This window comes from Sphingomonas koreensis (genome assembly GCF_002797435.1).
Taxonomy (GTDB): domain Bacteria; phylum Pseudomonadota; class Alphaproteobacteria; order Sphingomonadales; family Sphingomonadaceae; genus Sphingomonas; species Sphingomonas koreensis.
Genome location: NZ_PGEN01000001.1, coordinates 1,919,814 through 1,942,496, shown reverse-complemented (window position 1 = coordinate 1,942,496; position 22,683 = coordinate 1,919,814). Strand labels below are relative to the sequence as shown.

Here is a 22,683-nt window from a genome sequence, read left to right as displayed (position 1 = left end):
CTCACGCCCGCGCGCGTGCGGTGGTACCATCGCCGGATGCCCCCGAGTCGTGATCTGGACGGTTTAGGGGCGAGCGACGATGGACTTCAGGGAACAGCAGGAAGCAAGCGTGAGTGAGACCGTGACCGATACCGCAGAAGCGATTTCCGACGCCAAGGCCCAGCCCGAGAAGGATTCCGAAAAGGCTGCGCCCAAGGCCAAGAAGAAGCTCGATACCAAATCGGTCGCCCCGCGCATCTTCCCGGTCGAGGTCGATCATTCGCGTGACGCGCTGCTCACCGAATTCGGCAAGGAAACGCTCAAGGACCGCTATCTGCTGCCGGGCGAGAATTTCCAGGACCTGTTCGTCCGCGTCGCCTCGGCCTATGCCGACGATGCCGCGCACGCCCAGCGCATCTACGACTATATCTCGCGTCTGTGGTTCATGCCCGCCACCCCCGTTCTGTCGAACGGCGGCACTGGCCGCGGTCTGCCGATCTCATGCTTCCTCAATTCGGTGCCCGACAGCTTGAACGGCATCGTCGACACCTGGAACGAGAATGTCTGGCTCGCCTCGCGCGGCGGCGGCATCGGCACCTATTGGGGCAATGTCCGCGGCATCGGCGAGCCGGTCGGCCTCAACGGCAAGACCAGCGGCATCATCCCCTTCGTCCGCGTGATGGACTCGCTGACCCTCGCGATCTCGCAGGGCTCGCTCCGCCGCGGCTCGGCCGCCTGCTATCTCGACATCTCGCACCCTGAGATCGAGGAGTTCCTCGAGATCCGCAAACCCTCGGGCGACTTCAACCGCAAGGCGCTGAACCTGCACCACGGCGTGCTGATCCCCGACGCCTTCATGGAAGCCGTGCGCAACGGTGAGGACTGGACGCTGCGCTCGCCCAAGGACGGGTCGGAGCGCGGCACGGTCAACGCCCGCGCGCTGTTCCAGAAGCTGGTCGAGACCCGCCTCGCGACCGGTGAGCCGTACATCGTGTTCGCCGATCACGTGAACAACAACATGCCCAAGCATCACCGCGATCTGGGCCTCAAGGTCTCGACCTCGAACCTCTGTTCCGAGATCACGCTGCCGACCGGCAAGGACCATCTCGGCAACGAGCGCACCGCGGTCTGCTGCCTCAGCTCGCTCAACCTCGAGACGTGGGACGAGTGGAAGGACGAGAAGGGGTTCATCGAGGACGTGATGCGCTTCCTCGACAACGTCCTGCAGGACTATATCGACCGCGCCGAGCCCGGCATGGAGAAGGCAGCCTATTCGGCGGCGCGCGAGCGTTCGGTCGGCCTCGGCGTGATGGGCTTCCACTCCTTCCTCCAGGCGCGCGGCCTGCCGTTCGAAGGCGCGATGGCCAAGACGCATAACCTGCGCATCTTCAAGCACATCAAGGCGCAGGTCGACGAAGCCTCGATGCAGCTCGCGGTCGAGCGCGGGCCGTGCCCCGACGCCGCCGACATGGGCGTGATGGAGCGTTTCTCGTGCAAGATGGCGATCGCGCCGACCGCGTCGATCAGCATCATCTGCGGCGGCACCTCTGCCTGCATCGAGCCGATCCCGGCCAATATCTACACGCACAAGACGCTGTCGGGCAGCTTCTCGGTCAAGAACCCCTATCTCGAGAAGATCTTCATCGAGAAGTCGAAGAACTCGGACAATGTCTGGAACTCGATCCTCGAGCGCGGCGGCTCGGTCCAGCATCTCGACTTCCTGACCCAGGAAGAGAAGGACTGTTACAAGACCAGCTTCGAGATCGACCAGCGCTGGCTGCTCGAGCTCGCCGGCGACCGCGCGCCGTACATCGACCAGGCGCAGTCGCTCAACCTGTTCATCCCCGCGGACGTGGAGAAGTGGGACCTCCTGATGCTCCACTTCCGCGCGTGGGAGCTCGGCATCAAGTCGCTCTACTATCTCCGCTCGAAATCGGTGCAGCGCGCCGGCTTTGCGGGCGGCGTGGAAGCCGACAACACGATCGACGCGCCGCAGTTCAACCTCGGCGAGAGCACCGATTATGACGAGTGCCTGGCTTGCCAATAAGCGCCCGCACGCGCTGAGCGCCTTCTTCCCGGCGGGGAGAAGGCAGATGGAGACTGTCCCATGACCCGATCCCTCCGCCTCCTCCCGCTGCTGGCCCTCACCCTGCTCGCCGCCTGCGCGCAGCAGGCCGCGACCGCGGTCGAGCCCGGCGCGCCCGGCTTCCTGCTCGGCCTGTGGCACGGCTTCATCTTCCCGGTCGCCTGGGTGCTGTCGCTCTTCATGCCCGACGTCGCGGTCTATGCGGTGCCCAACAATGGCGGCTGGTATGATTTCGGCTTCTTCCTCGGCATCGTCGTGTTCGGCGTCGGGTCGTGGCGCGGCAAGAAGGTCGTGGTGCGCGAGAAGGTGGTGAAGGTCCGCGACCCTTCATGACCCGTGCGCTCGCCCTTCAGGCCGGGATCGGCATCGTCAGCGGCGTCGCCGGCCTCGCTTTGCTGCGCCGCCGCGCCGCCACGCCCGAGGGCGTCTACGCCACGCGCATCGCCGGCATGATGCTGGTCGCGCTCTGCCTCTTCCTCACCGGCTTCGCGCTGGTGTTCGCCTATTCCAACTGATCTACGCCCAAGGACTGAACCCATGCCCCTTCTCGAAGCCCGCAAGACCTACAAACCCTTCGAATATCCCTGGGCATTCGAATTCTGGAAGCGTCAGCAGCAGATCCACTGGCTGCCCGAAGAGGTGCCGCTGGGCGAGGATTGCCGCGACTGGGCGCAGAAGCTGACCGATCACGAGCGCAACCTGCTGACGCAAATCTTCCGCTTCTTCACCCAGGCGGACGTCGAGGTGCAGGATTGCTACCACGAGAAATACGGCCGCGTGTTCAAGCCGACCGAGATCAAGATGATGCTCGCCTCCTTCTCCAACATGGAGACGGTGCACATCGCCGCCTACAGCCACCTGCTCGACACGATCGGCATGCCCGAGAGCGAGTACGGCATGTTCCTCGAATATTCGGAGATGAAGGACAAGCACGACTATCTCCAGAAGTTCGGCGTCGACAATGACGAGGATATCGCCAAGACGCTGGCCATGTTCGGCGGCTTTACCGAGGGGCTTCAGCTCTTCGCGTCGTTCGCGATGCTGATGAACTTCCCGCGCTTCAACAAGATGAAGGGGATGGGGCAGATCGTCAGCTGGTCGGTCCGCGACGAGAGCCTGCACTGCGAGGGCATCACCCGCCTGTTCCACGCCTTCGTCAAGGAGCGCGACTGCCTGACCAAGGCGGTGAAGGACGACATCATGGACGTCTGCCAGACGACCGTGCGGCTCGAGGACGCGTTCATCGACCTGGCGTTCGAGCAGGGCCCGGTCCCCGGCATGACGCCCAAGGAGATCAAGAAGTATATCCGCTTCATCGCCGACTGGCGCCTCAACCAGCTCGGCCTCAAGCCGATCTACATGATCGACGAACACCCGCTCCCCTGGCTCACCCCGCTGCTCAACGGCGTCGAGCACGCCAACTTCTTCGAGACCCGCGCGACCGAGTACTCGAAGGGCGCGACCAAGGGGAACTGGAACGAGGTCTGGGATTCGTTCGACAAGCGGCAGAAGGCGAAGGCCGGGCCGGCGGCGAACGAGGATGGCGCCGGCGAGGGCGGGCTGTTCGATGGGACCGTGGCGGCGGAGTGAGCTAAATGGAGGTCATAGAAATATCCCCGAGCGAGGCAAATGACGTCATATCGCGCAGCGAGGGGCATTTTGTCGATTTCAAGTCCAAGCGAATTGCTCCCGCAAAGCTATCTCGGACCGTGGCAGCTCTTGCAAATGCCGAGGGTGGAGAGGTCTATATCGGCATAGAGGATGCCGACACTGCTGGTGATCGATGGGACGGATTCTCGGTAGAGGAAGATGCGAACAGCACCCTTGCGGTTCTGCACGACCTCTTCCCGCAAGGTGAAAGCTTTTCATACCGATTCTTGCGCTCTTCTGGTCGCAAGGGACTGATACTAGCGTGCGAGATATTCAAGAATCAGTACGTTTGGAAGGATTCTCAGGGCGATATTTATCTGAGAAAGGGCGCTCAGAGTCTTAGGCAGGATACATTTGAGAAGCAGGAGCGCCTTCGGTTAAACAAAGGGATATCTTCTTTTGAAGATTCTAAAGTTGACATTGACGAGGGCGAGCTATCTGAATCGAATACTTTCGCACTCTTTAGTTCTACTATTGTTCCACAGGCTGAGCCCGTGTCATGGCTACGAAAACAAAAGATCGTACGTGATGGGAAGGCTACGGTAGCCGGGATAGTGCTTTTTGATGATGAGCCGCAAGCGGTGCTTCCGAAGGCTGCGATCAAGGTTTCTAGATATCGCACATCTGATGAACCTACGCGCGCGACTTTAGAAGGGCTCCCGGCTACTATTGAAGGCCCAGTGGTCACCTTGATTAAAAGCGCTGTCGATAAGATCGTTGAAATCGTAGAAAAGATTCCGGTTATGAAGGATTCTGGTCTAAAGGCTGTTCAGTATCCTAGGGATGCGATACATGAAATAATAACTAATGCGGTTATCCATAGGGATTACAGTATCAATGACGATGTTCATGTGAGAATTTTTGACAATAGGATAGAGATATATAGTCCGGGCCCGCTTCCTGCTCATGTAACTGTCAGCAACATTCTTGACGAGAGATTTGCTAGGAATCAAAAGATCGTCCGCCTTGCCAATAAATTTCCTGATGCTCCGAACAAGGACGTGGGGGAAGGGCTTAATACGGCATTTGAGGCTATGAGAGAGCTTCAGCTAAAAGATCCGATTGTCAGTCAGACGGGGGCTGGGGTTTTAGTCACACTTCGACACGAAAAATTAGCTGAACCAGAGCAGGCAATCATAAATTTTCTTAAGAATAATGATGAGATAAATAATTCTGGCGCTCGCGCCATTACTTACATCGGGTCTGAGAATAAAGTTAAGAACATATTTCGGAAAATGATGGACGCGCAGATTATCGAGCGTATACCTGGGAGATCCCAAGCTAAAACCGGGTATCGTAAGGGAAGCAAATTCCCCTTGGATTGAGATAATTGTGGCATGCTGAGCAGTTGGCGTGCTGCATTGCGATGTTGCGCCGGTAGCGCTTGACCTGCTTCTCCCGCGCGATCGCGGCCTCCATGCTCTCGCCGACCTCGAACCACACCAGCCGGTACACGCCATAGCGCCGCGTGAAGCCGTCGAACGTTCCCTCGCGATGCTGGATCACCCGGCCGATCAGGTTGGAGGTCACGCCGACATAGAGCGTGCCGTTAACCCCGCTGGCGAGGATGTAGACGCAGGGGAGGCGCTCTCTCATCGGCGATACGGCGTGCCGCCCGGTGGACCCCGGCACAAGGCCGGGGTGACGGGTTGAGTTCAAAGTGGCGGTTTCTCCCCTTGGCCACGCCCCTCACCATTCTTCGTCATCCGGTCTTGTGTCTGGATCACTGCGCATATCATCGTGGACCTGCAGGCAATTGCGCGGACTGTCCGGCTTGTCACAGCCACAGCCCGACCGTCACCGTCTCCCCCTCGCTGATCCCGGCGGCCTTGCGCACCGCGGCCTTGACCGGGATCAGATATCCGCCGCTGGTCTTGTGGGGAAAGGCGGAGGTCTCGAACTCCGCCCCGTCGACGCTCGCGCGCACCCGCACCGATCCGAACCCGCGCGTTCCGCCCAGCGCGCGCCGCTCATACCCCAATGCGCGGATCGCGTCGGCCGCTTCGCCGGTGATCGTCACGAAATACCAGCTCGCCTTGGCCGGCGGCTCGGGCGTCCAGCGCCACAGCTCGGCCTCGATCTCGAACACAGGGTCGCCGTCATGCGTCATGCCACCGGGTCTAGCCCGATCGCCGCCTCCCCGAAAGCCGCGCGATGCCCCGGCGCGGCGGCTCAGTGCCACCGCGTCGGGGTCGCCGCGTCGGGCTTGGCGACGATCTGCCAGTCGTCGCGGTACAGGATCGTGCCCGGCCGGTGCGTCACGTGACGCGTCACCGGCACGCCCAGCTCGTGCAGCAATGCCGCCAGCACATGGGCGTGCGCGATCATCGCGCGCGCGTCGTCGCGGAACCAGCAGATGCCGTGCGCCCGCCAGCGCCGCTTCGATCGTACCCAGAAGGCGCCACGCCGCGGCACCGGCAGCTCGTCCTCGAACCAGTGGATCTCGTGCCACAGGGCACGCGCGATGCCCTCGGGCGTCTCCGCGTCGCGGGCGTGATGATAGGCCGGGCCGAACAGGCCACGGTCCACGCCGCGGCGGACCTCCCACCCCGGCGCGATGAAGCGCAGATACATGACGATGCTCCCCCGCGCGCTGCGCGGGATGGTCGATTGTCGGGAAAACGGGGCCGGCCGCTCGGGGCCGGCGGGCTACACAGCCGTAGCTGGTCGCCGCGTTTCAGCGAGCGCGGAAACGAGTTTAAACATGTCCGCCCTCCTCAATCGAGTCCGGCCAATCCGGACGAGCGCGCCGCCGTTAGCAGCATCGGAGGTGGAAATAAAGTCGCGGGCGAAACGATCAGCGCCGCAGCCAGCGCCCGATCAGGCTCCGGTCGCGCAGGATTTCCTTCGCCGCATTGTGCCCCGGCGCGCCGGTCACGCCGCCGCCCGGATGCGTGCCCGCGCCGCACATATAGAGGCCCGCGATCGGCCCGCGATAATCGCCATGCCCCAGCACCGGCCGCGCCGCCCACAGCTGGTCCAGCGACATGCGCCCGTGGAAGATGTCGCCGTCGACCAGCCCGAACTTGCGCTCAAGGTCGGTGGGCGAATGGATCTGCCGGGCGATGATCGAGTCGCGGAAATTGGGGGCATGTTCGGTGATCGTGTCGATGATGTCGTCGGCCGCCGCCTCGCGCTCGTCGTCCCAGCTGCGGCCATTGGGCAGCACCGGCGCGAAATGCTGGCAGAACAGGCTGGCGACATGCGCGCCCGGCGGGGCCAGGCTGTCGTCGACGGTCGAGGGGATGGTCATCTCGACGACCGGCGCGTTCGACCAGCCATAGGTCACCGCGTCGGCATGTGCGCGGTCCATATAGTCCATGGTCGGCGCGATGATGATCCCGCTGCGATGGTGCTCCCCGTCCTTGCCCGGCAGCACGGTGAAGTCGGGCAGTTCGGATAGCGCGACGTTCATCCGGAAGCTGCCCGATCCGGTCTTGAACCCCGCGATCCTTCGCCGGAAATCCTCGTCCAGGTCGCTCGGGTCGATCATCTGCCGGTACAGCAGCGCCGGCCCGACATTGGCCACGACCAGCTTCGCCGCGATCTCCTCGCCGCTCGCCAGCCGCACGCCGGCGACCTTGCCGCCGTCGACGAGCACCCGCTCGACCGGCGCCTCCAGGCTGATCTCGACCCCGGCCTCGCGTGCCGCATCGGCCATGAACCCGGTGATCGCGCCCATCCCGCCGATCGGGTGGCCCCAGGCGCCCTTCTTGCCGTTCACCTCGCCGAATACGTGGTGCAGCAGCACATAGGCCGATCCCGGCGCGCTCGGCCCGGCGAAATTTCCGACCACCGCGTCGAACGCGAACGCGGCCTTGATGTGCTCGTTCTCGAACCACTGGTCGAGAAACTCGCGCGCCGACTGGACGAACAGCGCCAGCGCGTCGCGCTGCCCGGCGATCGGCATCTTCGCCAGCTCGCGGCCCTGCGCCGCCGCGGCGAGCAGCGCGGCAACCCCGCCGCCGGCATTGGGCGGGGTCTTGAGCGCCATGCTCCGCAGCATCTCCGCGACCCGCTCCAGCGCGTCCGAATATCCGGGCAGTGCCGCGGCGTCCTTCATGGAGAAGCGCGCGAACTCGCCTTGCGTGCGCGCCGCCCCGCCGCCCAGGGTCAGATGCCCGTCCTCGAGCGGGAAGAAGTTGCTGACCGGCCGCTCGATCACGCGATACCCGCGCTCGGCGAGCTTCATGTCGGCGATGACTTTCGGCTGGAGGAGGCTGACCGTGTAGCTCGCCGCCGAATTGCGGAATCCCGGGTGGAATTCCTCGGTCACCGCCGCGCCGCCCACCACGTCGCGTCGCTCCAGCACCCGCACCTTCAACCCCGCCCGGGCGAGGTAGAAGGCGCAGGTGAGGCCGTTATGGCCCCCGCCGATGATCAGCGCGTCATAGCGGACGGTCACCTCAGCGGGTCACTTGGACAGCTCGGCCACCACCCGCCGGAAATAGGTGACCGCCGGCGCCAGCTCGCTCAGCGGCGTGCGTTCGTTCAGGCCATGGGCGAACTGGTCGGACTGTTTCATGAAGATCGGCGCGATGCCGTAGCTCGGCACCCCGCGCCCGCGGAAATGCATCGAATCGGTCGCCCCGGCGGACATGCTCGGGATGACCTTCACCGTCGGGAAGCGCGCATGGATGCCATCGGTCACGGCCTTCATCACATCGGGCCGCAGCGGCGATGCCGGGCCGGGCTTGCCGCCGCTGTCGTCCTTGACGATGGTCAGGCCCGGCTCGGCGGCGACGTCCTTGAGCCTGGCCTGGATGCTCTCGATCGAATTGCCGGGGAAGATGCGGCAGTTGATGTTGGCGGTGGCGCGCTGGGGCAGGGCGTTCTGGGCGTGGCCGGCATTGACCATCGTCGGCACGCAGGTCGTGCCGATCTGCCCGACCAGCCCGTAATTGGCGCGCAGCACCTTGAGCGCGCCGTCGTCCTGCGGGTTGGCCAGAAAGGCACGGATCGCCGCCGCATCCTCGGGCTTGGCGGTCTCCGCCGCGACGGCGAGCGAGGCCTTGGTGATCTCGTTCACCTCGGGCGCGAACTTGTAATTGCCGATCCGCTCCACCGCCCGGGCCAGCGTGACGATCGCGTTCACCGGCCGCGGCGCGCTCGAATGCCCGCCGGGATCGGTGACGGTCAGGATGAAGTCGGCATAGGTCTTCTCCGCCGCCTGCAGCCCGTAATATTCGGCCTTGCCCTCGGGCGAGTAGCGGCCGCCGCCGGCATCGATGTTGAGCAGCAGTTCGAGCCCGGTATATTTCTCCGCCAGCGCGGCGGTGGTCTTCATCTCGGTTTCCTCGTCGCCCGATCCCATGAAGATGATGTCGCGCCTGGGCTTGAACCCGTCCTTCTTGAGCTGGATCAGCGCCGCGACCATCGCCGACACGCTGAACTTGTTGTCGGTCGATCCGCGGCCGAAGATATAGCCATTCTCGATCACCGGGGTGAACGGATCGCGCTCCCAGTCCTTGGGGTCGGCGGCGACCACGTCCATATGGCCGATGATGCCGATCGGCTTGGCGGTGCCGGGCTTCGCGGTTCCGCGATAGCGGGCGACGAGCATCGCGGTGTCGCCCAGCCGCTCGACCGTCACGTCCTCCGCCGCGAACCCGCCCGCGATCAGCGCGTCGCGCAGATAATTGGCATAGTCGGGCGTCTGGTTGCCGGGGCCTTCGACGGTGCGGAACGCGATCGCCCGCTTGAGCAGCTCCAGCGCCTGTGCATCGGCTTCGGGCGCAGCCTTCTGCGCATGTGCGACACCTGCCGCCGCCACCGTCATCGCCAACGCCGCAATCATCGAACGCATACACTTTCCCCTCGCTATTCTGCGGGCAGGCTAGAGGCGCGAACGCGGATCAGCAATGCGGGTCGGGCATCATTTCAGTCGGGCGGCGTGCCAGGCGACATGCTCGGGCAGGAAGGTCGAGATGAAATAATAGCTGTGGTCGTATCCCGGCTGCATGCGCAGGGTCAGGTCGATCCCCGCATCCTGGCATGCCTGGGCCAGCAATTCGGGCTTGAGCTGCTCGCTCAGAAACGCGTCCGCATCGCCCTGATCCACCAGCAGCTCGGCAATCCTCAACCCGTCCGCGATCATCGCGCAGGCATCATAGGCACGCCAATCCTCGCGGTCGCCGCCGAGATAGCCGGTCAGCGCCTTCTCGCCCCAGGGGCATTGGCTCGGCGCGCAGATCGGGGCGAACGCGCTCACCGAGCGGAACCGGTCGGGGTTGCGCAGCCCGATCGTCAGCGCGCCATGCCCGCCCATCGAATGACCGGTGATCCCCTGCCGCGACAGATCGGCCTGCGGAAACTCGCGCAGGATCAGCGCGGGCAGCTCGTCCTCGACATAGGACCGCATCCGGAAGTTCGCCGCCCAGGGTTCTTCGGTCGCATCGACGTAGAAGCCCGCGCCCTTGCCGAAGTCGTACGCCTCATCGTCCGGCACCGCGTCGCCGCGCGGGCTGGTGTCCGGCGCGATGAAGATCACGCCATGCTCGGCACAGGCCGCGCGATACTCGCCCTTTTCGGTGACGTTGGCATGGGTGCAGGTGAGGCCGGAGAGGTACCACAGCACCGGCAGCTTCGCGCCCTCGGCGTGGTCGGGGACGAAGACCGAGAAGGTCATCGGCGTGCCCGTGGCCGTGCTCGCGTGGCGATACACGCCCTGCGTGCCGTCATGGGCCTTGTTGGTCGAAAGCGTTTCGAGGGTCATCTGAACACCAATGTCCGGTTGCCGTTGAGGAACAGGCGCCGCTCGCCCAGCGCATCGACGGCACGGGCCAGCACCTGCGCCTCGATGTCGCGGCCGATGCGGATCAGGTCGTCGACGCTGTCGCGGTGATCGACCCGCTCCACCGCCTGCTCGATGATCGGCCCCTCGTCGAGGTCGCTGGTGACGAAATGCGCGGTGGCCCCGATCAGTTTCACGCCGCGCTCATGCGCGCGATGATAGGGGCGGGCGCCCTTGAAGCCGGGCAGGAAGCTGTGATGGATGTTGACGCAGCGCCCCGCCAGCCGGTCGGCGAACGCCGGGGTCAGCACCTGCATATAGCGCGCGAGGATCAGGTAAGGCGCGGCGGCCTCCTCCATCACCGCCTCGATCGCGCGCTCCTGTTCGGCATTGCCGCCCTCACCGACGGGCAGGTGGTGATAGGGCACGCCGTGCCATTCGGTCAGGCTGCGCAGTCTGTCATGGTTGGAAACCACCGCGACGATCTGCGCCGACAGCGTTCCCGATTGCTGGCGATGGAGCAGGTCGTTCAGGCAGTGCGACCCCTTCGACACCGCGACCACCAGGCGCGGCTTCTCGTCCGACGCGGACAGTCCCCAGTCCAGCTCGAACTCGGCCGCTACGGGCAGGAACGCCGAGACCAGCGCGTCCCGCCCCTCGGGAAAGCCCGGCCCGCCCGCTGTGAAGACGACACGCATGAAAAAGCGCCCCGTCTCCAGATCGGCATATTGCTGGCTGTCCAGGATGAAGCCGTCGTTCCGCGCCAGGAACCCGGTCACGCCCGCGACGATCCCCACCCGGTCGACGCAGGTGAGGGTGAGGATCCAGCTCGCTTGGTTCACGCAGGCATCCGGTACATGGCGCACACCTTGTTCCCGGCCGGATCGCGGAGATACGCCAGGTACAGCTTGCCGAACGCGCCCTCGCGAATACCCGGCGGATCCTCGATCGCGGTGCCGCCATGGGCCAGCCCCGCGGCGTGCCACGCATCGACGGCCTCTGGCCCGTTCGCGGCAAAGCCGACGGTGCCGCCATTGGCGTGGCATGCGGGCTGGCCGTCGATCGGGTTGCTCAGCATGAAGACGCCGCCATTATGCATGTAGAAGGCGCGCCCCTTGGGATCGGTGCGACCCGGCTGGGCACCCAGCGCGCCGAGCGTGGCGTCGTAAAATGCCTTGGATTCCTCGACGTTGTTGGCGCCGAGCATGACGTGACTGAACATGGCTCCCCTCCTTCTTGGTCAGTAGACGACGACGCTGCGGATCGACTCACCCGCATGCATCAGGTCGAACCCCTTGTTGATCTCCTCGAGGCTCAACACATGCGTGATCATCGGGTCGATCGCGATCTTCCCGTTCATATACCAGTCGACGATCTTGGGCACGTCGGTCCGTCCCTTGGCGCCGCCGAATGCCGTGCCCTTCCATACCCGGCCGGTGACGAGCTGGAAGGGGCGGGTGGCGATCTCCTTGCCCGCCTCGGCCACGCCGATGATGATGCTCTCGCCCCAGCCGCGATGGCAGCATTCCAGCGCGGTGCGCATCACCTCGGTATTGCCGGTCGCGTCGAAGCTGTAGTCGGCGCCGCCATCGGTCAGCGCCAGCACTTCGGCGATCACGTCCTCGCGGCTCTTGCCCTTGCCGTTGATGAAGTGGGTCATGCCGAACTTGCGGCCCCATTCCTCACGATCGGGATTGATGTCGACGCCGACGATCACGTCCGCACCGACCATCTTCGCGCCCTGGATGACGTTGAGGCCGATCCCGCCAAGACCGAACACCACGACCGTCTCGCCGACCTGGACCTTTGCGGTGTTGACCACCGCGCCGACCCCGGTGGTGACGCCGCAGCCAATATAGCAGCTGGTCTGGAACGGCGCGTCCTCGCGGATCTTCGCCAGTGCGATCTCGGGCAGCACGGTAGAGTTCGAGAAGGTCGAGCAGCCCATATAATGGAAGATCGGCTGCCCCTTGTAGCTGAAGCGCGTGGTGCCGTCGGGCATCAGCCCCTTGCCCTGCGTCGCGCGGATCGCGGTGCACAGGTTGGTCTTGCCGGACAGACACGATTTACACTGGCGGCATTCGGGCGTGTAGAGCGGGATGACATGGTCGCCCGGCTTCAGGCTGGTGACGCCCGCGCCGACTTCGCGCACCACGCCCGCGCCCTCATGCCCCAGTACCGAGGGGAAGATCCCCTCGCTGTCGAACCCGTCGAGCGTATAGGCGTCGGTATGGCAGATGCCCGTCGCCATGATCTCGACCAGCACCTCGCCGGGCTTGGGGCCTTCCAGATCGAGCTCGACGATCTCGAGCGGCTTCTTCGCCTCGAAGGCGACGGCGGCGCGGGTCTTCATGGGGTCAGGCCTCCTTGCTGTCCCGCGCTCTTTGGCAAGGGACGGGCAGGGGCGCCAGCCCTAGATGTGCTAGATGACGTCCATGTCGGCCTTGTAGTGATGCCAGGCCAGGATCGCCGCGGCGCCGCGATGCGGGCGCCAGGGTTCGGCGATCTCGCGGGTCAGCTTCTCCGAAGGCCGCTCGGCATGGCCCATGATCCGTCCGACCTCGATCTGCACGGCAAGGTCGCCGGCGGGCCAGATGTCGGGCCGTCCCTCGGCGAAGAGCAGATAGATTTCCGCCGACCAGCGGCCGATGCCCTTGATCCGGGTCAGCTGAACGATGGCTTCCTCGTCGTCGGCGGGCAGGTTGCCAAGGTCGAGCCGTCCGCTCGTCACCTCCTCGGCGAGGCTGCGGGCATAGCTTGCCTTTTGCCGCGAGAGGCCGGCGGCGCGCAGCGCGTCGTCGGACGCGGCGGCGACGATCTCGGGGCTGGTCAGGTCGCCCAGCGCGGCGCCTAGCTTGGTCCAGATCGATGCTGCCGCCGCGACGCTCACCTGCTGGCCGACGATGGTGCGCAGCAGCGTCTCATAGCCGCGGTCGCGGATGCGCGGTTCGGGATAGCCCACCCGGGTGACCGCTGCCGCGATGAGGGGTTCGGACACGCCCAGCGTATCCAGCGAAGTGCGAAGCTGTTCGGCGCTAAGGCCCATCAGGCGAAACCTTTGAAGCGTGAAACTTGAAAGCCGGGACGTTCCCCGGCATTGGCGCGACATAGACAGGAGAATCCGATGCCCAAGCTTATCGTCGTCACGCGTGAAGGAGAAGAACGCGAAGTCGAGGGCGAGGTGGGCCTTAGCGTCATGGAAGTGATCCGGGACAATGGGTTCGACGAACTGCTCGCCTTGTGCGGCGGCTGCTGCTCGTGCGCGACCTGCCACGTCCATGTCGATCCGGAATTTGCGGACAAACTGACGCCGATGAGCGAGGACGAGAACGACCTGCTCGACAGCTCGTCGGACCGCGACGACCGCTCGCGCCTGTCCTGCCAGATCCAGTTCACCAGCGCGCTCGACGGCCTCAAGGTGACGATCGCCGCCGAGGATTGACCGCGGGCGGGGCCGTCAGGGGGCGCGAAGGCCCTGGCGGATCGCGATCATCGCAAACCATCCGTCATCCCGGCCTTGAGCCGGGATCCGCGGCGCCTCGTGCGATGCAATGGAAGACGGAGCGAGGGAACGACCGCTAAGGACCGCCATTGCCGACCTAGATGGATGGATTAAGCTCGCCGGCGCTCATGGGGAGCCAGGAATGTCCAAGGCTGCGTCTATCGCACGCATTACCGCCGCCACGGTCTCGGCGTTCTATATGCTAGTTCTGCTCCCGCATTTTGGAGCCATAGAAGCAGCGCATTTTAAGTCCGGATGGTTCCTTAGCGCGCTAGCCGTTTCGCTCGTTTGGATTCCGCTTCTGCTATTCCGCCGTTATCTCGCCATAGGAGGCATGCGTCGAATGACGTTCTCGGTCGCTCCGTTGGTCTTGATGGTCGCTTATTTCGGTGCTCTCCTTAGCCTTGCGGGCTAAGGTCCGCTTCCCACCCCATAACCGCCGCTTGCAATGTTGGATTTCATTTGCTTGCGTCGTTCTGCCGCTCGCGGCCGCTCTTTGATCGCGTCGATCCGCCTGGCCTGACACCCGCCGGACAAAGGCGACGAAATTGACAGAATGAATCGCGTTTCCCGTACCTTCGTGAACTTCGCCTTCAGGGCAGCGGCGCGACCTTGACCACCGCCATCGGCGCATCCTTGCTCAGCGGGGTCGCCTTCCAGACCACGGTCTTGCGGCCGTTCGCGCTGGTCGCGCCATCCTCGTTGTTCTGGCTCACCAACTCGCCGTCGGTGACGAGGGTGAAGGTGCCGTCGAGCTTGGCCTTGCTGTCGTCGCCCTTGCCCTTGGCGGGCGAATCATCGTCGCCGAACGCGGGTGCCTTGACCCGTATTTGGTCCTTGCCCCGCATCTCGACCACCACGAAGGGGAAGATCACCTCGGCGTCGATATTGTACGGCCACAGGAAATTGTGGGTGAGCTTGCCGCTGATCTGATAGTCGATCAGGAACACGCCCTTGCCCTTGTAGGTGACCGATCGGTAGCCGGCTTCCTTGGTCAGCGCCTCGCCGATCGCCTTGAACTTGGCTTCCTTCTTGGCCTCGTCCTCGACGGAATCGTCCTCGCCGCCCGGCTTGGCTTCGTTCGCGGCATCCTTGTCCTGCCAGGTCGCCGCGCGCAGCATCGCGGTCGTGCTGGTGCCTTCCTTCTTCTGCTCGTCGTCGTCCTTGAACGCGTCGCCCATGCCCTTGGCCATCTCGCTGGCGAAGTCGACGGCGATCACCTCGCCCTGATAGCTGAAGGTGAAGCTGCGGTCGGCAAGCAGGGTGAGCGAGGAGGTGAACTTGCCCGGGCTGAACGCGCACCCCACCAGCACCAGCGGGGCGACCAGCACCAGCGCGATGCCCTTGATTCGTTCGAACATCGCTTTCCCCTCTCAGCGCGAGACCGCGGCGTACAGCGCGATCGCGGCGGCGTTGGATACATTCAGGCTCTCGACCCTAGGCGAGATCGGCAGCCGCGCAAGCTCGTCGCAATGCTGCGCGGTGTTGTGGCGCATGCCTTCCCCCTCGGCGCCGAGCACGAGCGCCGGCCGGGTATCGCCCATCACTTCGGCGAGCGTGCCCTTCGCCTCGCCCGCCAGACCGATGCGCCAGAAACCGGCTTCGCCGATCTCGTCGAGCGCGCGGGCAAGGTTCACCACGCGTACCCAGGGCACCAGCTCGAGCGCGCCCGATGCGGAGCGGGCCAGCGATCCCGATTCGGGCGGCGCGTGCCGGTCCTGCGTCACGATCCCCAGCGCGTCGAACGCCGCGGCCGAGCGCAGGATCGCGCCGACATTGTGCGGATCGGTGACGTGATCGAGCACCAGCAGCGGCCGCCGGTCGTCGGCGCCCGATTCGAGCAGGTCGCCCAGCCAGATTTCCTCGAGCGGGTCGACCTCGATCACGAGGCCCTGATGCGGCGCGTCGCTGGGTACCATCCGGGCGAGGTCGGCGACATCGGCATAGGTGATCGGCAGCACCGGCGGCAGGTCGAGCGCCGCCAGCGCCTCGCGCGTGCCCCACACCTTGCGCACCGTCCGCTCCGGATTGGCCAGCGCCGCGGTCACGGCGTGGCGGCCCCAGAAACGGGGGCGGTTGCTGCTGCCCGAATTGCCCGATGGGCGATGCCCGCGACGTGGTCCCTTGCTCATCGCGAGACGCTAGGCGGCACAAATCTCCCGCGCAAGGCGTTGACAGGGGCGGCGCGCTTCGGCAATGGGCCGCACTCGCTTCGGCGTGCCGCATGGAAGGGTGGCCGAGTGGTTAAAGGCAGCAGACTGTAAATCTGCCCGCGTGAGCGTACACTGGTTCGAATCCAGTCCCTTCCACCATCTCCCCTCGCGGGATATGCTGCGCTCCATGGGCGGGTATAGCACAATGGTAGTGCAGCAGCCTTCCAAGCTGAATACGCGGGTTCGATTCCCGCTACCCGCTCCAGCCCTTCCTCCGGAAAATTCCAGAGCTTAACGGTTCGCGCCCGGCTTCCACAGCACGTCGCCGCCACGGTTGAGGTTCGCCGCCCGCGCCAGCACGAACAACAGGTCCGACAGCCGGTTGAGATAGGCCAGCGCCTGCGGGTTCAGCGAAACCTCGCGCGATGCCGCGACGGCGGTGCGCTCGGCCCGGCGTGTGACCGCGCGGGCAAGGTGGATCGCCGCCGCGCGCTCCGATCCGCCGGGCAGGATGAAGCTGCGCAGCGGTTCGAGCCCGGCATTGGCCTCGTCGATCGCAGCCTCGATCCGCGTCACCTGCGCGGGAACGATGCGCAGCGTCATTTCGTCCGGGGCGAAATCCTCGCCTGGCGTCGCCAGGTCGGCGCCCAGGTCGAACAGGTCGTTTTGCACGGTTTCGAGCAGATCGGCGGGATAGCCGCCGCCGATCGCCGCGATCGCGACTCCGATCGCGCTGTTCGCCTCGTCGACATCGCCGATCGCCGCCATGCGCGGATCGTGCTTGGCGACGCGCGATCCATCGACAAGGCCGGTGGTGCCGTCGTCGCCGGTGCGGGTGTAGATCTTGTTGAGCTTGACCATTTGCTGGGTTCCGCACCGGCCCGCTCCCCCACCCGGTCACCCAGCGCCATTATCCTGTGGGCGGCCGGGCGGGGGAGCGGGCCGGTGCCGCTTTGAATGAAGGCTCTAGCCGCTGCTCGCCATCAACAGCAGGACCGCGACGATCGCGATCGCGATACCCTGGAACAGGATGCGCTGCTGCATCATCTTGTTCGACTTGAGCGCCGATGCGCTCGGGCCGTTGCCGCCCTTCAGATCCGCCTCGGTGACGCGGAGGAAGGTGATGATGCCGCGGACCAGCGCGACCACGGTCGCGATCATCGCCGCGATCAGGAGCAGGATGAGGAACAGTTTCATGAATGTGACTCTAGGCCTTTGCCGCGGCGAATCCAATCGGGAGTTCGCCCCGGCGCAGCGTCTCCGCCAACGCCCGCCCGTCCTCGCCCGCTTCGCGCAGTGCCGCAAGGGTAGGGGCGCCGTGCCGCTTGGCCAGCCGTTCGCCGTCCGCGCCGGTGAGCAAGGCATGGTGGTGGTAACGCGGCACGGGCAGGCCGAGCAGCGCCTGCAGCAGTCGGTGGACATGGGTCGCCGCGATCAGGTCCTCGCCGCGGACGATATCGGTGACCTGCTGCGCCGCATCGTCGATCGTGACGGCAAGATGATAGGAAGCCGGCGCGTCCTTCCGCGCGAGCACCACATCGCCGTGCGACAGCGGATCGGCCTCGACCCGGCCCCGCCCGCCCTCCTCGAACGTCAGCGGCGTGGAAACCGTCGCGAGCGCCTTTGCCATATCGATCCGCCAGCAGTGCGGCCGCGACAGGTCTGGCGACACCAGCGCCCGGCAGGTCCCGGGATAGACCGGCCCCTCCGGCCCGTGCGGGGCGCTCACGCTCGCCGCGATATCGGCACGGGTGCAGAAACAGGGATAGAGCAGCCCCGCGGCCCTCAACCGGTCCAGCGCCGCTTCGTAGCGCGCCAGCCGCTGCGACTGGAACACGACCTCGCCGTCCCAGCCCAGCCCCAGCCATTCGAGATCGCGCAGGATCGTCTCGACATGCTCGGGGCGGCTGCGTGTGCCGTCGATATCCTCGATCCGGACCAGGAAGCGGCCATTGCGCTCGCGCGCGAAGTCATGCGCGCGGATCGCCGAGAAAGCGTGGCCCAAATGCAACCGTCCGGTGGGACTTGGCGCGAAACGCGTGACAATCATGAACGCGGCCCTTGACCGCGAGTCGCGGCATATGTTGTCATGACGGCGTAACGCTTCGTGGCGAGAGGCGGATAGGCGTAACGGGCACGAGGGGGACCATGTACCATCCCGATCTGATCCGCCATCCCGACGGGTGTCCTGCCCTTGTGCTGAATGCCGATTATACCCCGCTCTCCTATTATCCGCTGAGCGTGTGGCCCTGGCAGACGGCGATCAAGGCGGTGTTCCTCGATCGCGTCGATATCGTCAGCCATTACGAGCGGGAGGTGCGCAGCCCGACCGCGGCGATCAAGCTGCCGTCGGTGATCGCGCTCAAGCAATATGTGAAGCCGTCGCAATTTCCGGCCTTCACCCGCTTCAACCTGTTCCTGCGCGACAAGTTCGAATGCCAATATTGCGGTAGCCCGCGCGACCTGACTTTCGATCACGTCATCCCGCGCGCGCAGGGCGGGCGGACGACGTGGGAGAATGTCGCGACCGCCTGCGCGCCCTGCAACCTGCGCAAGGGCGGGCGCACGCCGCGGCAGGCGGCGATGCCGCTGCACGTCGCGCCGATCCGGCCGACCAGTTGGCAGCTGCAGGAACATGGCCGGCGATTCCCGCCCAACCATCTGCACGAGACCTGGCACGACTGGCTCTATTGGGACGTCGAACTCGAGGCATAGGCTTTTGATCCCTCCCGGGCTTGTTCCCGGGTTCGGCTGGCGGCAAGGTCATCTCCAGAGGCGCCATGGACTCCGGCAGATGGCCGGAGCGACGGATCTGGAGGGGTTTCAATGAGTGGTTTGACGATTGACCGGCGCAGTGCGCTGGTGCTGGGCTGGGCGGTGTTGCCGGGCTGGCACTGCCCGCCTGGGCGCAGGTGCCGGCCGGGCTGGACACTGCGGTCGACGCGATCGTCGGCAATTTCATGAAGGCGTTCGAGACGCCCGGCATTGCCGTCGCGATCGTCCGCAAGGGCCAGGCGCCCTGGCTCAAGGGCTATGGCGTGCGGACGATGGGCAAGACCGATCCGGTCGACGCCCATACGCGCTTCGGCATTGCGTCCAACTCGAAGGCGTTCACCGGCGCCGCGCTGGCGATGCTGGTGGAGGAGAAGAAGATCGGCTGGGACGAGCCGCTGGTCAAATATCTGCCCGAGTTCAGGATGGCCGATCCGGCGGTGACCGGCATGTTCACCGTGCGCGATCTGCTGGTCCACCGCTCCGGGCTGCCGCTCGGTGCCGGCGATCTCATGTATTTTCCGCAATCGACCGCCGACGCGGCGCAGGTGATGCGGGCGCTCCGGTTCCTCCGCCCGGCCCGCGGTTTCCGCGCGGGCTATGATTATGACAACATCCTCTACATCGTCGCAGGCATCCTGATCGAGAAGATGTCGGGCCTGTCGTGGCGCGATTTCATTGCGACGCGCATCCTCCAGCCGCTCGGGATGGCCGATGCGGTGCCGTCCCGCGACATGCTGCGGACGCCCAATGTGGCCGGCCGTCACGCGCGGCTCGGGCCGCCGGCGCGCGGGATCGGCCCGATGAAGGTGATTCAGCCCGACGAAGGGCCGCTGATCGACGCGGCTGGCGGGATCAATGCCAGTGTCGCGGATGTCGCCAAATGGCTTGAGGTGCAGCTGGCGCTGGGCACGTTGCCGGACGGCAAGCGGCTCTGGACCGCGGAGTCGGCGGTGGAGATGTGGAAGCCGCAGGTGATCGTCTCGTCGAGCGATGGCGGGACCGACGTCAATCCGGCACGTCCCGTGATGTCGGGCTATGCGCTCGGCTGGTTCGTCCAGGATTTCCGTGGCCGCCGCCTCATCAGCCACTCGGGCGGCCTGTCGGGACAGGTGACGCAGACCGCGATGATCCCGTCTGCCGGGATCGGCGTCGTCGTGCTCAGCAATACCGAAGACAGCGTGTCGGGCGGGATCCGCAACGCGATCCTCGATCATCTGCTGGGCGCCCCGGCCTATGACTGGGTGGGAAGCTATGTCGCGCGCACCAAGCAGGCGCAGGACAGTGCGATTGCGGGTCTGGCCGCAGGCGAGGCCAGGCCGCCCGAAGGCAAGCCGAGCCTGCCATTGTCGGCCTATGCGGGGCGCTACCGCGATGCCTGGTATGGCGACATCGTCGTCACCGCCAAGGGCCGGGGGCAAGCGGCCCGCCTGCACATCGATTTCGTGCCGACGCCCGTGTTCAAGAGTGCGCTCGAACCCTGGGGCACCGACACGTTCCGCACGCGCTTCCCTGCCGGGGCGGGCGAAGATGCGGTGGTCAGCTTTGTGGTGGCCGACGGCAAGGTCGCCGGCGTCAAGATGAAGGCGCTCTCTCCCCTCGCCGACTTCAGCTACGATTTCCACCATCTCGACTTCGTGCCGGTGCGATAGGCGTGTTATTGCATTAACACACTGACGGGTTTAGGCTCGCCGGGTCAACGGAGGGATCAATCGATGAAACGCCTTGCCATTGCGTTGTTGTCCGGGGCCGTACTGCTGAGTGCGGGCGCCGCCGTCGCTACGCCGCCGCAGGGGGGTGCGGACACGCTCATCCCCCGTGCGAAGATCTTCGGCAATCCCAGCCGTGCCGGCGGGCAGATCAGCCCGGACGGCAGGCATGTCAGCTGGCTGGCGCCGGTGGGCGGCGTGATGAACGTGTGGGTGGCGCCGATCGGCAATCTCGGCGCAGCCAAGGCGGTGACCAGGGAGAGCAAACGCGGGTTGCAGAGCTATTTCTGGGCACCCGACGGCGCGCATATCATCTATCTTCAGGACAGCGGCGGGAACGAGAATTTCCGCGTCCACTCGGTCGAGATCGCAACGCTCAAGGACGTCGCGCTGACCAAGGCGGGGGACAAGGTCCGCGCGCAGATCCAGGGGGTGAGCAAGGAACGGCCTGATGTCGTGCTGATCGGCCTCAACGACCGCAATCCGCAATTCTTCGATCTCTACGAGGTCGATTACAAGACCGGTGCGAGCAAGCTGGTGATGGAAAATCCCGGCTATGGCGGGTTCGTCACCGACAATCAGCTGAAGCCGCGCTTCGCCTTCCAGCAGGTGCCCGGCGGCGGCAGCAAATACTTCCGGCTCGGTGCGGACGGCAAATGGGCGGAGGCGTTCGCGATCGCCAACGAGGATTTCTTCACCACCAATCCGGTCGGCTTCAACAAGGATGGCAGCGTCCTCTACTGGGCGGACAGCCGCGGGCGCGACAAGGCGGCGCTGGTGAAGATGGATGTGGCGACCCTCAAGACCGAGGTGATCGCGGCGAGCGACAAGGCCGATATCGCCGGGCTGCTCACGGATCCGGATACCTATGAGCCGATCGCCTATTCGGTGAACTACCTCAAGAACGAGTGGACCCCGCTCAACGCCGCGGCGAAGGCGGATCTCGAGTTCCTGAGGTCGAAGCTGCCGGGCGAGGTCGCGATCACCTCGGCCACCGATGACGGGTCGAAGCTGATCGTCGCGGCGAGCGCGGCGGAAAGGCCGGCGACCGCCTATATCTACGACCGCAAGGCGAAGACGCTGACCAAGCTCTACGAGACGCGGCCGGACCTTGCGGCCTACAAGCTGCGGCCGCTGTGGCCGGTCGAGATTCCGTCCGGCGACGGCAAGACGCTGGTCAGCTATCTGACGCTCCCCGCCGGGGCGGACGCCGACAACGATGGCAAGCCCGACAAGCCGGTGCCGCTGGTGCTCGCCGTCCATGGCGGCCCCTGGGCGCGCGACAGCTACGGCTATATCAGCACCCACCAATGGCTCGCCAACCGCGGCTATGCGGTGCTGTCGGTCAATTATCGCGGTTCGACCGGCTTTGGCAAGGGGTTCATCAACGCCGCGATCGGCGAATGGTCGGGCAAGATGCATCAGGATCTGCTCGACGCGGTCGACTGGGCGGTGAAGGGCGGCATCACGACAAAGGACAAGGTCGCGATCTTCGGCGGCTCCTATGGCGGCTATGCAACGCTGGTCGGCCTAACCTTCACCCCCGACAGCTTCGCCTGCGGCGTCGATATCGTCGGCCCGTCGAACCTCAGGACGCTGATGGAGAGCTTCCCGGCCTATTGGCGTCCGATCCTTGAAGGCACGTTCTACAAGCATATCGGTGATCCGGGTAAGCCCGAGGATCTGAAGCGGATGATGGCGCAGTCGCCGATCAGCCGCGTCGATGCCATCCGGAAACCGTTGCTGATCGGGCAGGGTGGCAACGACCCGCGCGTCGTGAAGGCCGAAAGCGACCAGATCGTCGCCGCGATGAAGGCCAAGAACCTGCCCGTCACCTACATCAACTATCCCGACGAAGGGCATGGCTTCGTACGGCCCGAGAACCGGTTGAGCTTCTTCGGCATCACCGAGGGCTTCCTCGCCAAGTGCCTGGGAGGCAAGTCGCAGCCGATCGGCGGCGACTTCGCCGGATCGAGCCTGCAGGTGCTCGAAGGCGCAAGCTATGTGCCGGGCCTCGCCGAGGCGGCGCCCAAGGTCGCGGCTCCGGCGGCCAAATGACGACCGCGCCCGCCGCCTTGCCCGATGCGGGGCGGCGGGTG

The 22,683-nt window shown here is 65.2% G+C and carries 24 protein-coding genes and 2 tRNA genes; 11 read left to right on the top strand and 15 right to left on the bottom strand.

Annotation, left to right across the window (positions count from 1 at the left end; translation table 11 throughout):
* The first annotated feature begins 79 nt into the window (after positions 1–79).
* From BDW16_RS09045 to BDW16_RS09025, 5 genes are read left to right on the top strand one after another with little or no spacing between them, the layout of a single operon-like run.
* Positions 80–2,026: a ribonucleoside-diphosphate reductase subunit alpha gene (locus BDW16_RS09045; protein WP_066580807.1), complete on the top strand. Its 1,947-nt coding sequence runs from the start codon at positions 80–82 to the stop codon at positions 2,024–2,026.
* A 60-nt stretch (positions 2,027–2,086) separates the two neighbouring features.
* Positions 2,087–2,398, top strand: a complete 312-nt coding sequence (locus BDW16_RS09040) for a hypothetical protein (protein ID WP_066580809.1) — start codon at positions 2,087–2,089, stop codon at positions 2,396–2,398.
* Complete coding sequence (locus tag BDW16_RS09035) at positions 2,395–2,580, top strand: hypothetical protein (RefSeq protein WP_066580811.1); 186 nt, start codon at positions 2,395–2,397, stop codon at positions 2,578–2,580. The genes BDW16_RS09040 and BDW16_RS09035 overlap by 4 nt, the downstream gene beginning before the upstream one ends.
* 22 nt (positions 2,581–2,602) lie before the next feature.
* On the top strand, positions 2,603–3,655 hold the full coding sequence (locus BDW16_RS09030; RefSeq protein WP_066580813.1) for a ribonucleotide-diphosphate reductase subunit beta: 1,053 nt from the start codon (positions 2,603–2,605) through the stop codon (positions 3,653–3,655).
* Between the two features lie 5 nt (positions 3,656–3,660).
* On the top strand, positions 3,661–5,040 hold the full coding sequence (locus tag BDW16_RS09025; RefSeq protein WP_083954414.1) for an ATP-binding protein: 1,380 nt from the start codon (positions 3,661–3,663) through the stop codon (positions 5,038–5,040).
* On the opposite strand, the gene BDW16_RS09020 is transcribed toward BDW16_RS09025, so the two are convergent.
* From BDW16_RS09020 to BDW16_RS08975, 10 genes are all read right to left on the bottom strand, one after another.
* Positions 4,997–5,311, bottom strand: coding sequence for a GIY-YIG nuclease family protein (locus tag BDW16_RS09020; protein ID WP_066580814.1), 315 nt, complete (start codon positions 5,309–5,311; stop codon positions 4,997–4,999). The two genes, BDW16_RS09025 and BDW16_RS09020, sit on opposite strands and share 44 nt — an antisense overlap.
* A 181-nt stretch (positions 5,312–5,492) precedes the next feature.
* The gene (locus BDW16_RS09015; RefSeq protein ID WP_083954415.1) at positions 5,493–5,825 is read right to left on the bottom strand and encodes a DUF1905 domain-containing protein; all 333 of its coding nucleotides are present in this window, start codon (positions 5,823–5,825) and stop codon (positions 5,493–5,495) included.
* 62 nt (positions 5,826–5,887) lie between these two features.
* Positions 5,888–6,289: a hypothetical protein gene (locus BDW16_RS09010; protein WP_066580815.1), complete on the bottom strand. Its 402-nt coding sequence runs from the start codon at positions 6,287–6,289 to the stop codon at positions 5,888–5,890.
* Positions 6,290–6,512: 223 nt separating this feature from the next.
* A complete protein-coding gene (locus tag BDW16_RS09005; protein ID WP_066580817.1) occupies positions 6,513–8,120 on the bottom strand; it encodes a phytoene desaturase family protein in 1,608 nt (535 codons plus the stop codon).
* A 9-nt stretch (positions 8,121–8,129) separates the two neighbouring features.
* Positions 8,130–9,521, bottom strand: coding sequence for a M20/M25/M40 family metallo-hydrolase (locus BDW16_RS09000; RefSeq protein ID WP_066580818.1), 1,392 nt, complete (start codon positions 9,519–9,521; stop codon positions 8,130–8,132).
* A 69-nt stretch (positions 9,522–9,590) separates the two neighbouring features.
* Positions 9,591–10,430 carry an S-formylglutathione hydrolase gene (gene fghA / locus BDW16_RS08995; RefSeq protein ID WP_066580820.1) on the bottom strand — a complete coding sequence of 280 codons (840 nt, stop codon included), beginning with the start codon at positions 10,428–10,430 and terminating at the stop codon, positions 9,591–9,593.
* Positions 10,427–11,290: a formyltetrahydrofolate deformylase gene (gene purU / locus BDW16_RS08990; RefSeq protein ID WP_237241243.1), complete on the bottom strand. Its 864-nt coding sequence runs from the start codon at positions 11,288–11,290 to the stop codon at positions 10,427–10,429. Before purU ends, fghA begins: the two co-directional genes overlap by 4 nt.
* Positions 11,287–11,670 carry a VOC family protein gene (locus BDW16_RS08985; protein ID WP_066580821.1) on the bottom strand — a complete coding sequence of 128 codons (384 nt, stop codon included), beginning with the start codon at positions 11,668–11,670 and terminating at the stop codon, positions 11,287–11,289. Before BDW16_RS08985 ends, purU begins: the two co-directional genes overlap by 4 nt.
* 18 nt (positions 11,671–11,688) lie before the next feature.
* Positions 11,689–12,801 (bottom strand): S-(hydroxymethyl)glutathione dehydrogenase/class III alcohol dehydrogenase, encoded by a 1,113-nt coding sequence (locus BDW16_RS08980; RefSeq protein WP_066580823.1) that lies wholly within the window; start codon positions 12,799–12,801, stop codon positions 11,689–11,691.
* Between the two features lie 69 nt (positions 12,802–12,870).
* A complete protein-coding gene (locus BDW16_RS08975; RefSeq protein WP_066580824.1) occupies positions 12,871–13,494 on the bottom strand; it encodes a DNA-3-methyladenine glycosylase family protein in 624 nt (207 codons plus the stop codon).
* A gap of 78 nt (positions 13,495–13,572) precedes the next feature.
* On the opposite strand from BDW16_RS08975, the gene BDW16_RS08970 reads away from it, so the two are divergent.
* A complete protein-coding gene (locus BDW16_RS08970; RefSeq protein ID WP_066580826.1) occupies positions 13,573–13,890 on the top strand; it encodes a 2Fe-2S iron-sulfur cluster-binding protein in 318 nt (105 codons plus the stop codon).
* Positions 13,891–14,543: 653 nt separating this feature from the next.
* Here BDW16_RS08970 and BDW16_RS08960 read toward each other — a convergent pair.
* Both BDW16_RS08960 and rlmB read right to left on the bottom strand, forming a co-directional pair.
* Positions 14,544–15,311, bottom strand: a complete 768-nt coding sequence (locus BDW16_RS08960; protein ID WP_066580831.1) for a hypothetical protein — start codon at positions 15,309–15,311, stop codon at positions 14,544–14,546.
* 12 nt (positions 15,312–15,323) lie between these two features.
* Positions 15,324–16,082, bottom strand: coding sequence for a 23S rRNA (guanosine(2251)-2'-O)-methyltransferase RlmB (gene rlmB, locus BDW16_RS08955; protein ID WP_066580834.1), 759 nt, complete (start codon positions 16,080–16,082; stop codon positions 15,324–15,326).
* A 94-nt stretch (positions 16,083–16,176) separates the two neighbouring features.
* On the opposite strand from rlmB, the gene BDW16_RS08950 reads away from it, so the two are divergent.
* Positions 16,177–16,262, top strand: a tRNA-Tyr gene (locus BDW16_RS08950).
* A 32-nt stretch (positions 16,263–16,294) separates the two neighbouring features.
* Positions 16,295–16,368 (top strand) — tRNA-Gly (locus BDW16_RS08945).
* A 26-nt stretch (positions 16,369–16,394) separates the two neighbouring features.
* On the opposite strand, the gene BDW16_RS08940 is transcribed toward BDW16_RS08945, so the two are convergent.
* The 3 genes from BDW16_RS08940 to gluQRS all read right to left on the bottom strand — a co-directional run bounded on the left by BDW16_RS08940 (position 16,395) and on the right by gluQRS (position 18,153).
* The gene (locus BDW16_RS08940) at positions 16,395–16,964 is read right to left on the bottom strand and encodes a cob(I)yrinic acid a,c-diamide adenosyltransferase (RefSeq protein WP_066580835.1); all 570 of its coding nucleotides are present in this window, start codon (positions 16,962–16,964) and stop codon (positions 16,395–16,397) included.
* A 105-nt stretch (positions 16,965–17,069) separates the two neighbouring features.
* Positions 17,070–17,300 (bottom strand): twin transmembrane helix small protein, encoded by a 231-nt coding sequence (locus tag BDW16_RS08935; RefSeq protein ID WP_066580836.1) that lies wholly within the window; start codon positions 17,298–17,300, stop codon positions 17,070–17,072.
* A 10-nt stretch (positions 17,301–17,310) separates the two neighbouring features.
* Positions 17,311–18,153 (bottom strand): tRNA glutamyl-Q(34) synthetase GluQRS, encoded by an 843-nt coding sequence (gluQRS, locus tag BDW16_RS08930; protein ID WP_066580838.1) that lies wholly within the window; start codon positions 18,151–18,153, stop codon positions 17,311–17,313.
* 98 nt (positions 18,154–18,251) lie between these two features.
* On the opposite strand from gluQRS, the gene BDW16_RS08925 reads away from it, so the two are divergent.
* From BDW16_RS08925 to BDW16_RS08915, 3 genes are all read left to right on the top strand, one after another.
* Positions 18,252–18,818 carry an HNH endonuclease gene (locus tag BDW16_RS08925; RefSeq protein ID WP_066580840.1) on the top strand — a complete coding sequence of 189 codons (567 nt, stop codon included), beginning with the start codon at positions 18,252–18,254 and terminating at the stop codon, positions 18,816–18,818.
* 197 nt (positions 18,819–19,015) lie between these two features.
* Positions 19,016–20,527, top strand: coding sequence for a serine hydrolase (locus BDW16_RS08920; protein WP_066580842.1), 1,512 nt, complete (start codon positions 19,016–19,018; stop codon positions 20,525–20,527).
* Between the two features lie 63 nt (positions 20,528–20,590).
* Complete coding sequence (locus tag BDW16_RS08915; protein ID WP_066580844.1) at positions 20,591–22,642, top strand: S9 family peptidase; 2,052 nt, start codon at positions 20,591–20,593, stop codon at positions 22,640–22,642.
* The last annotated feature ends 41 nt before the right edge of the window (positions 22,643–22,683 follow it).

Bases quoted from the DNA above. Each gene is read 5' to 3' on its own strand.
- BDW16_RS09045 (WP_066580807.1), top strand. From the start codon at position 80: ATGGACTTCAGGGAACAGCAGGAAGCAAGCGTGAGTGAGACCGTGACC.
- rlmB (WP_066580834.1), bottom strand. From the start codon at position 16,082: ATGAGCAAGGGACCACGTCGCGGGCATCGCCCATCGGGCAATTCGGGC.
- BDW16_RS08960 (WP_066580831.1), bottom strand. From the start codon at position 15,311: ATGTTCGAACGAATCAAGGGCATCGCGCTGGTGCTGGTCGCCCCGCTG.
- BDW16_RS09040 (WP_066580809.1), top strand. From the start codon at position 2,087: ATGACCCGATCCCTCCGCCTCCTCCCGCTGCTGGCCCTCACCCTGCTC.
- BDW16_RS09010 (WP_066580815.1), bottom strand. From the start codon at position 6,289: ATGTATCTGCGCTTCATCGCGCCGGGGTGGGAGGTCCGCCGCGGCGTG.
- BDW16_RS08975 (WP_066580824.1), bottom strand. From the start codon at position 13,494: ATGGGCCTTAGCGCCGAACAGCTTCGCACTTCGCTGGATACGCTGGGC.
- fghA (WP_066580820.1), bottom strand. From the start codon at position 10,430: ATGACCCTCGAAACGCTTTCGACCAACAAGGCCCATGACGGCACGCAG.
- BDW16_RS08985 (WP_066580821.1), bottom strand. From the start codon at position 11,670: ATGTTCAGTCACGTCATGCTCGGCGCCAACAACGTCGAGGAATCCAAG.
- BDW16_RS08980 (WP_066580823.1), bottom strand. From the start codon at position 12,801: ATGAAGACCCGCGCCGCCGTCGCCTTCGAGGCGAAGAAGCCGCTCGAG.
- BDW16_RS08970 (WP_066580826.1), top strand. From the start codon at position 13,573: ATGCCCAAGCTTATCGTCGTCACGCGTGAAGGAGAAGAACGCGAAGTC.
- BDW16_RS08925 (WP_066580840.1), top strand. From the start codon at position 18,252: ATGTACCATCCCGATCTGATCCGCCATCCCGACGGGTGTCCTGCCCTT.
- BDW16_RS08940 (WP_066580835.1), bottom strand. From the start codon at position 16,964: ATGGTCAAGCTCAACAAGATCTACACCCGCACCGGCGACGACGGCACC.
- BDW16_RS09035 (WP_066580811.1), top strand. From the start codon at position 2,395: ATGACCCGTGCGCTCGCCCTTCAGGCCGGGATCGGCATCGTCAGCGGC.
- BDW16_RS09015 (WP_083954415.1), bottom strand. From the start codon at position 5,825: ATGACGCATGACGGCGACCCTGTGTTCGAGATCGAGGCCGAGCTGTGG.
- BDW16_RS09000 (WP_066580818.1), bottom strand. From the start codon at position 9,521: ATGCGTTCGATGATTGCGGCGTTGGCGATGACGGTGGCGGCGGCAGGT.
- BDW16_RS08915 (WP_066580844.1), top strand. From the start codon at position 20,591: ATGAAACGCCTTGCCATTGCGTTGTTGTCCGGGGCCGTACTGCTGAGT.
- gluQRS (WP_066580838.1), bottom strand. From the start codon at position 18,153: ATGATTGTCACGCGTTTCGCGCCAAGTCCCACCGGACGGTTGCATTTG.
- BDW16_RS09020 (WP_066580814.1), bottom strand. From the start codon at position 5,311: ATGAGAGAGCGCCTCCCCTGCGTCTACATCCTCGCCAGCGGGGTTAAC.
- BDW16_RS09030 (WP_066580813.1), top strand. From the start codon at position 2,603: ATGCCCCTTCTCGAAGCCCGCAAGACCTACAAACCCTTCGAATATCCC.
- BDW16_RS08935 (WP_066580836.1), bottom strand. From the start codon at position 17,300: ATGAAACTGTTCCTCATCCTGCTCCTGATCGCGGCGATGATCGCGACC.
- BDW16_RS09025 (WP_083954414.1), top strand. From the start codon at position 3,661: ATGGAGGTCATAGAAATATCCCCGAGCGAGGCAAATGACGTCATATCG.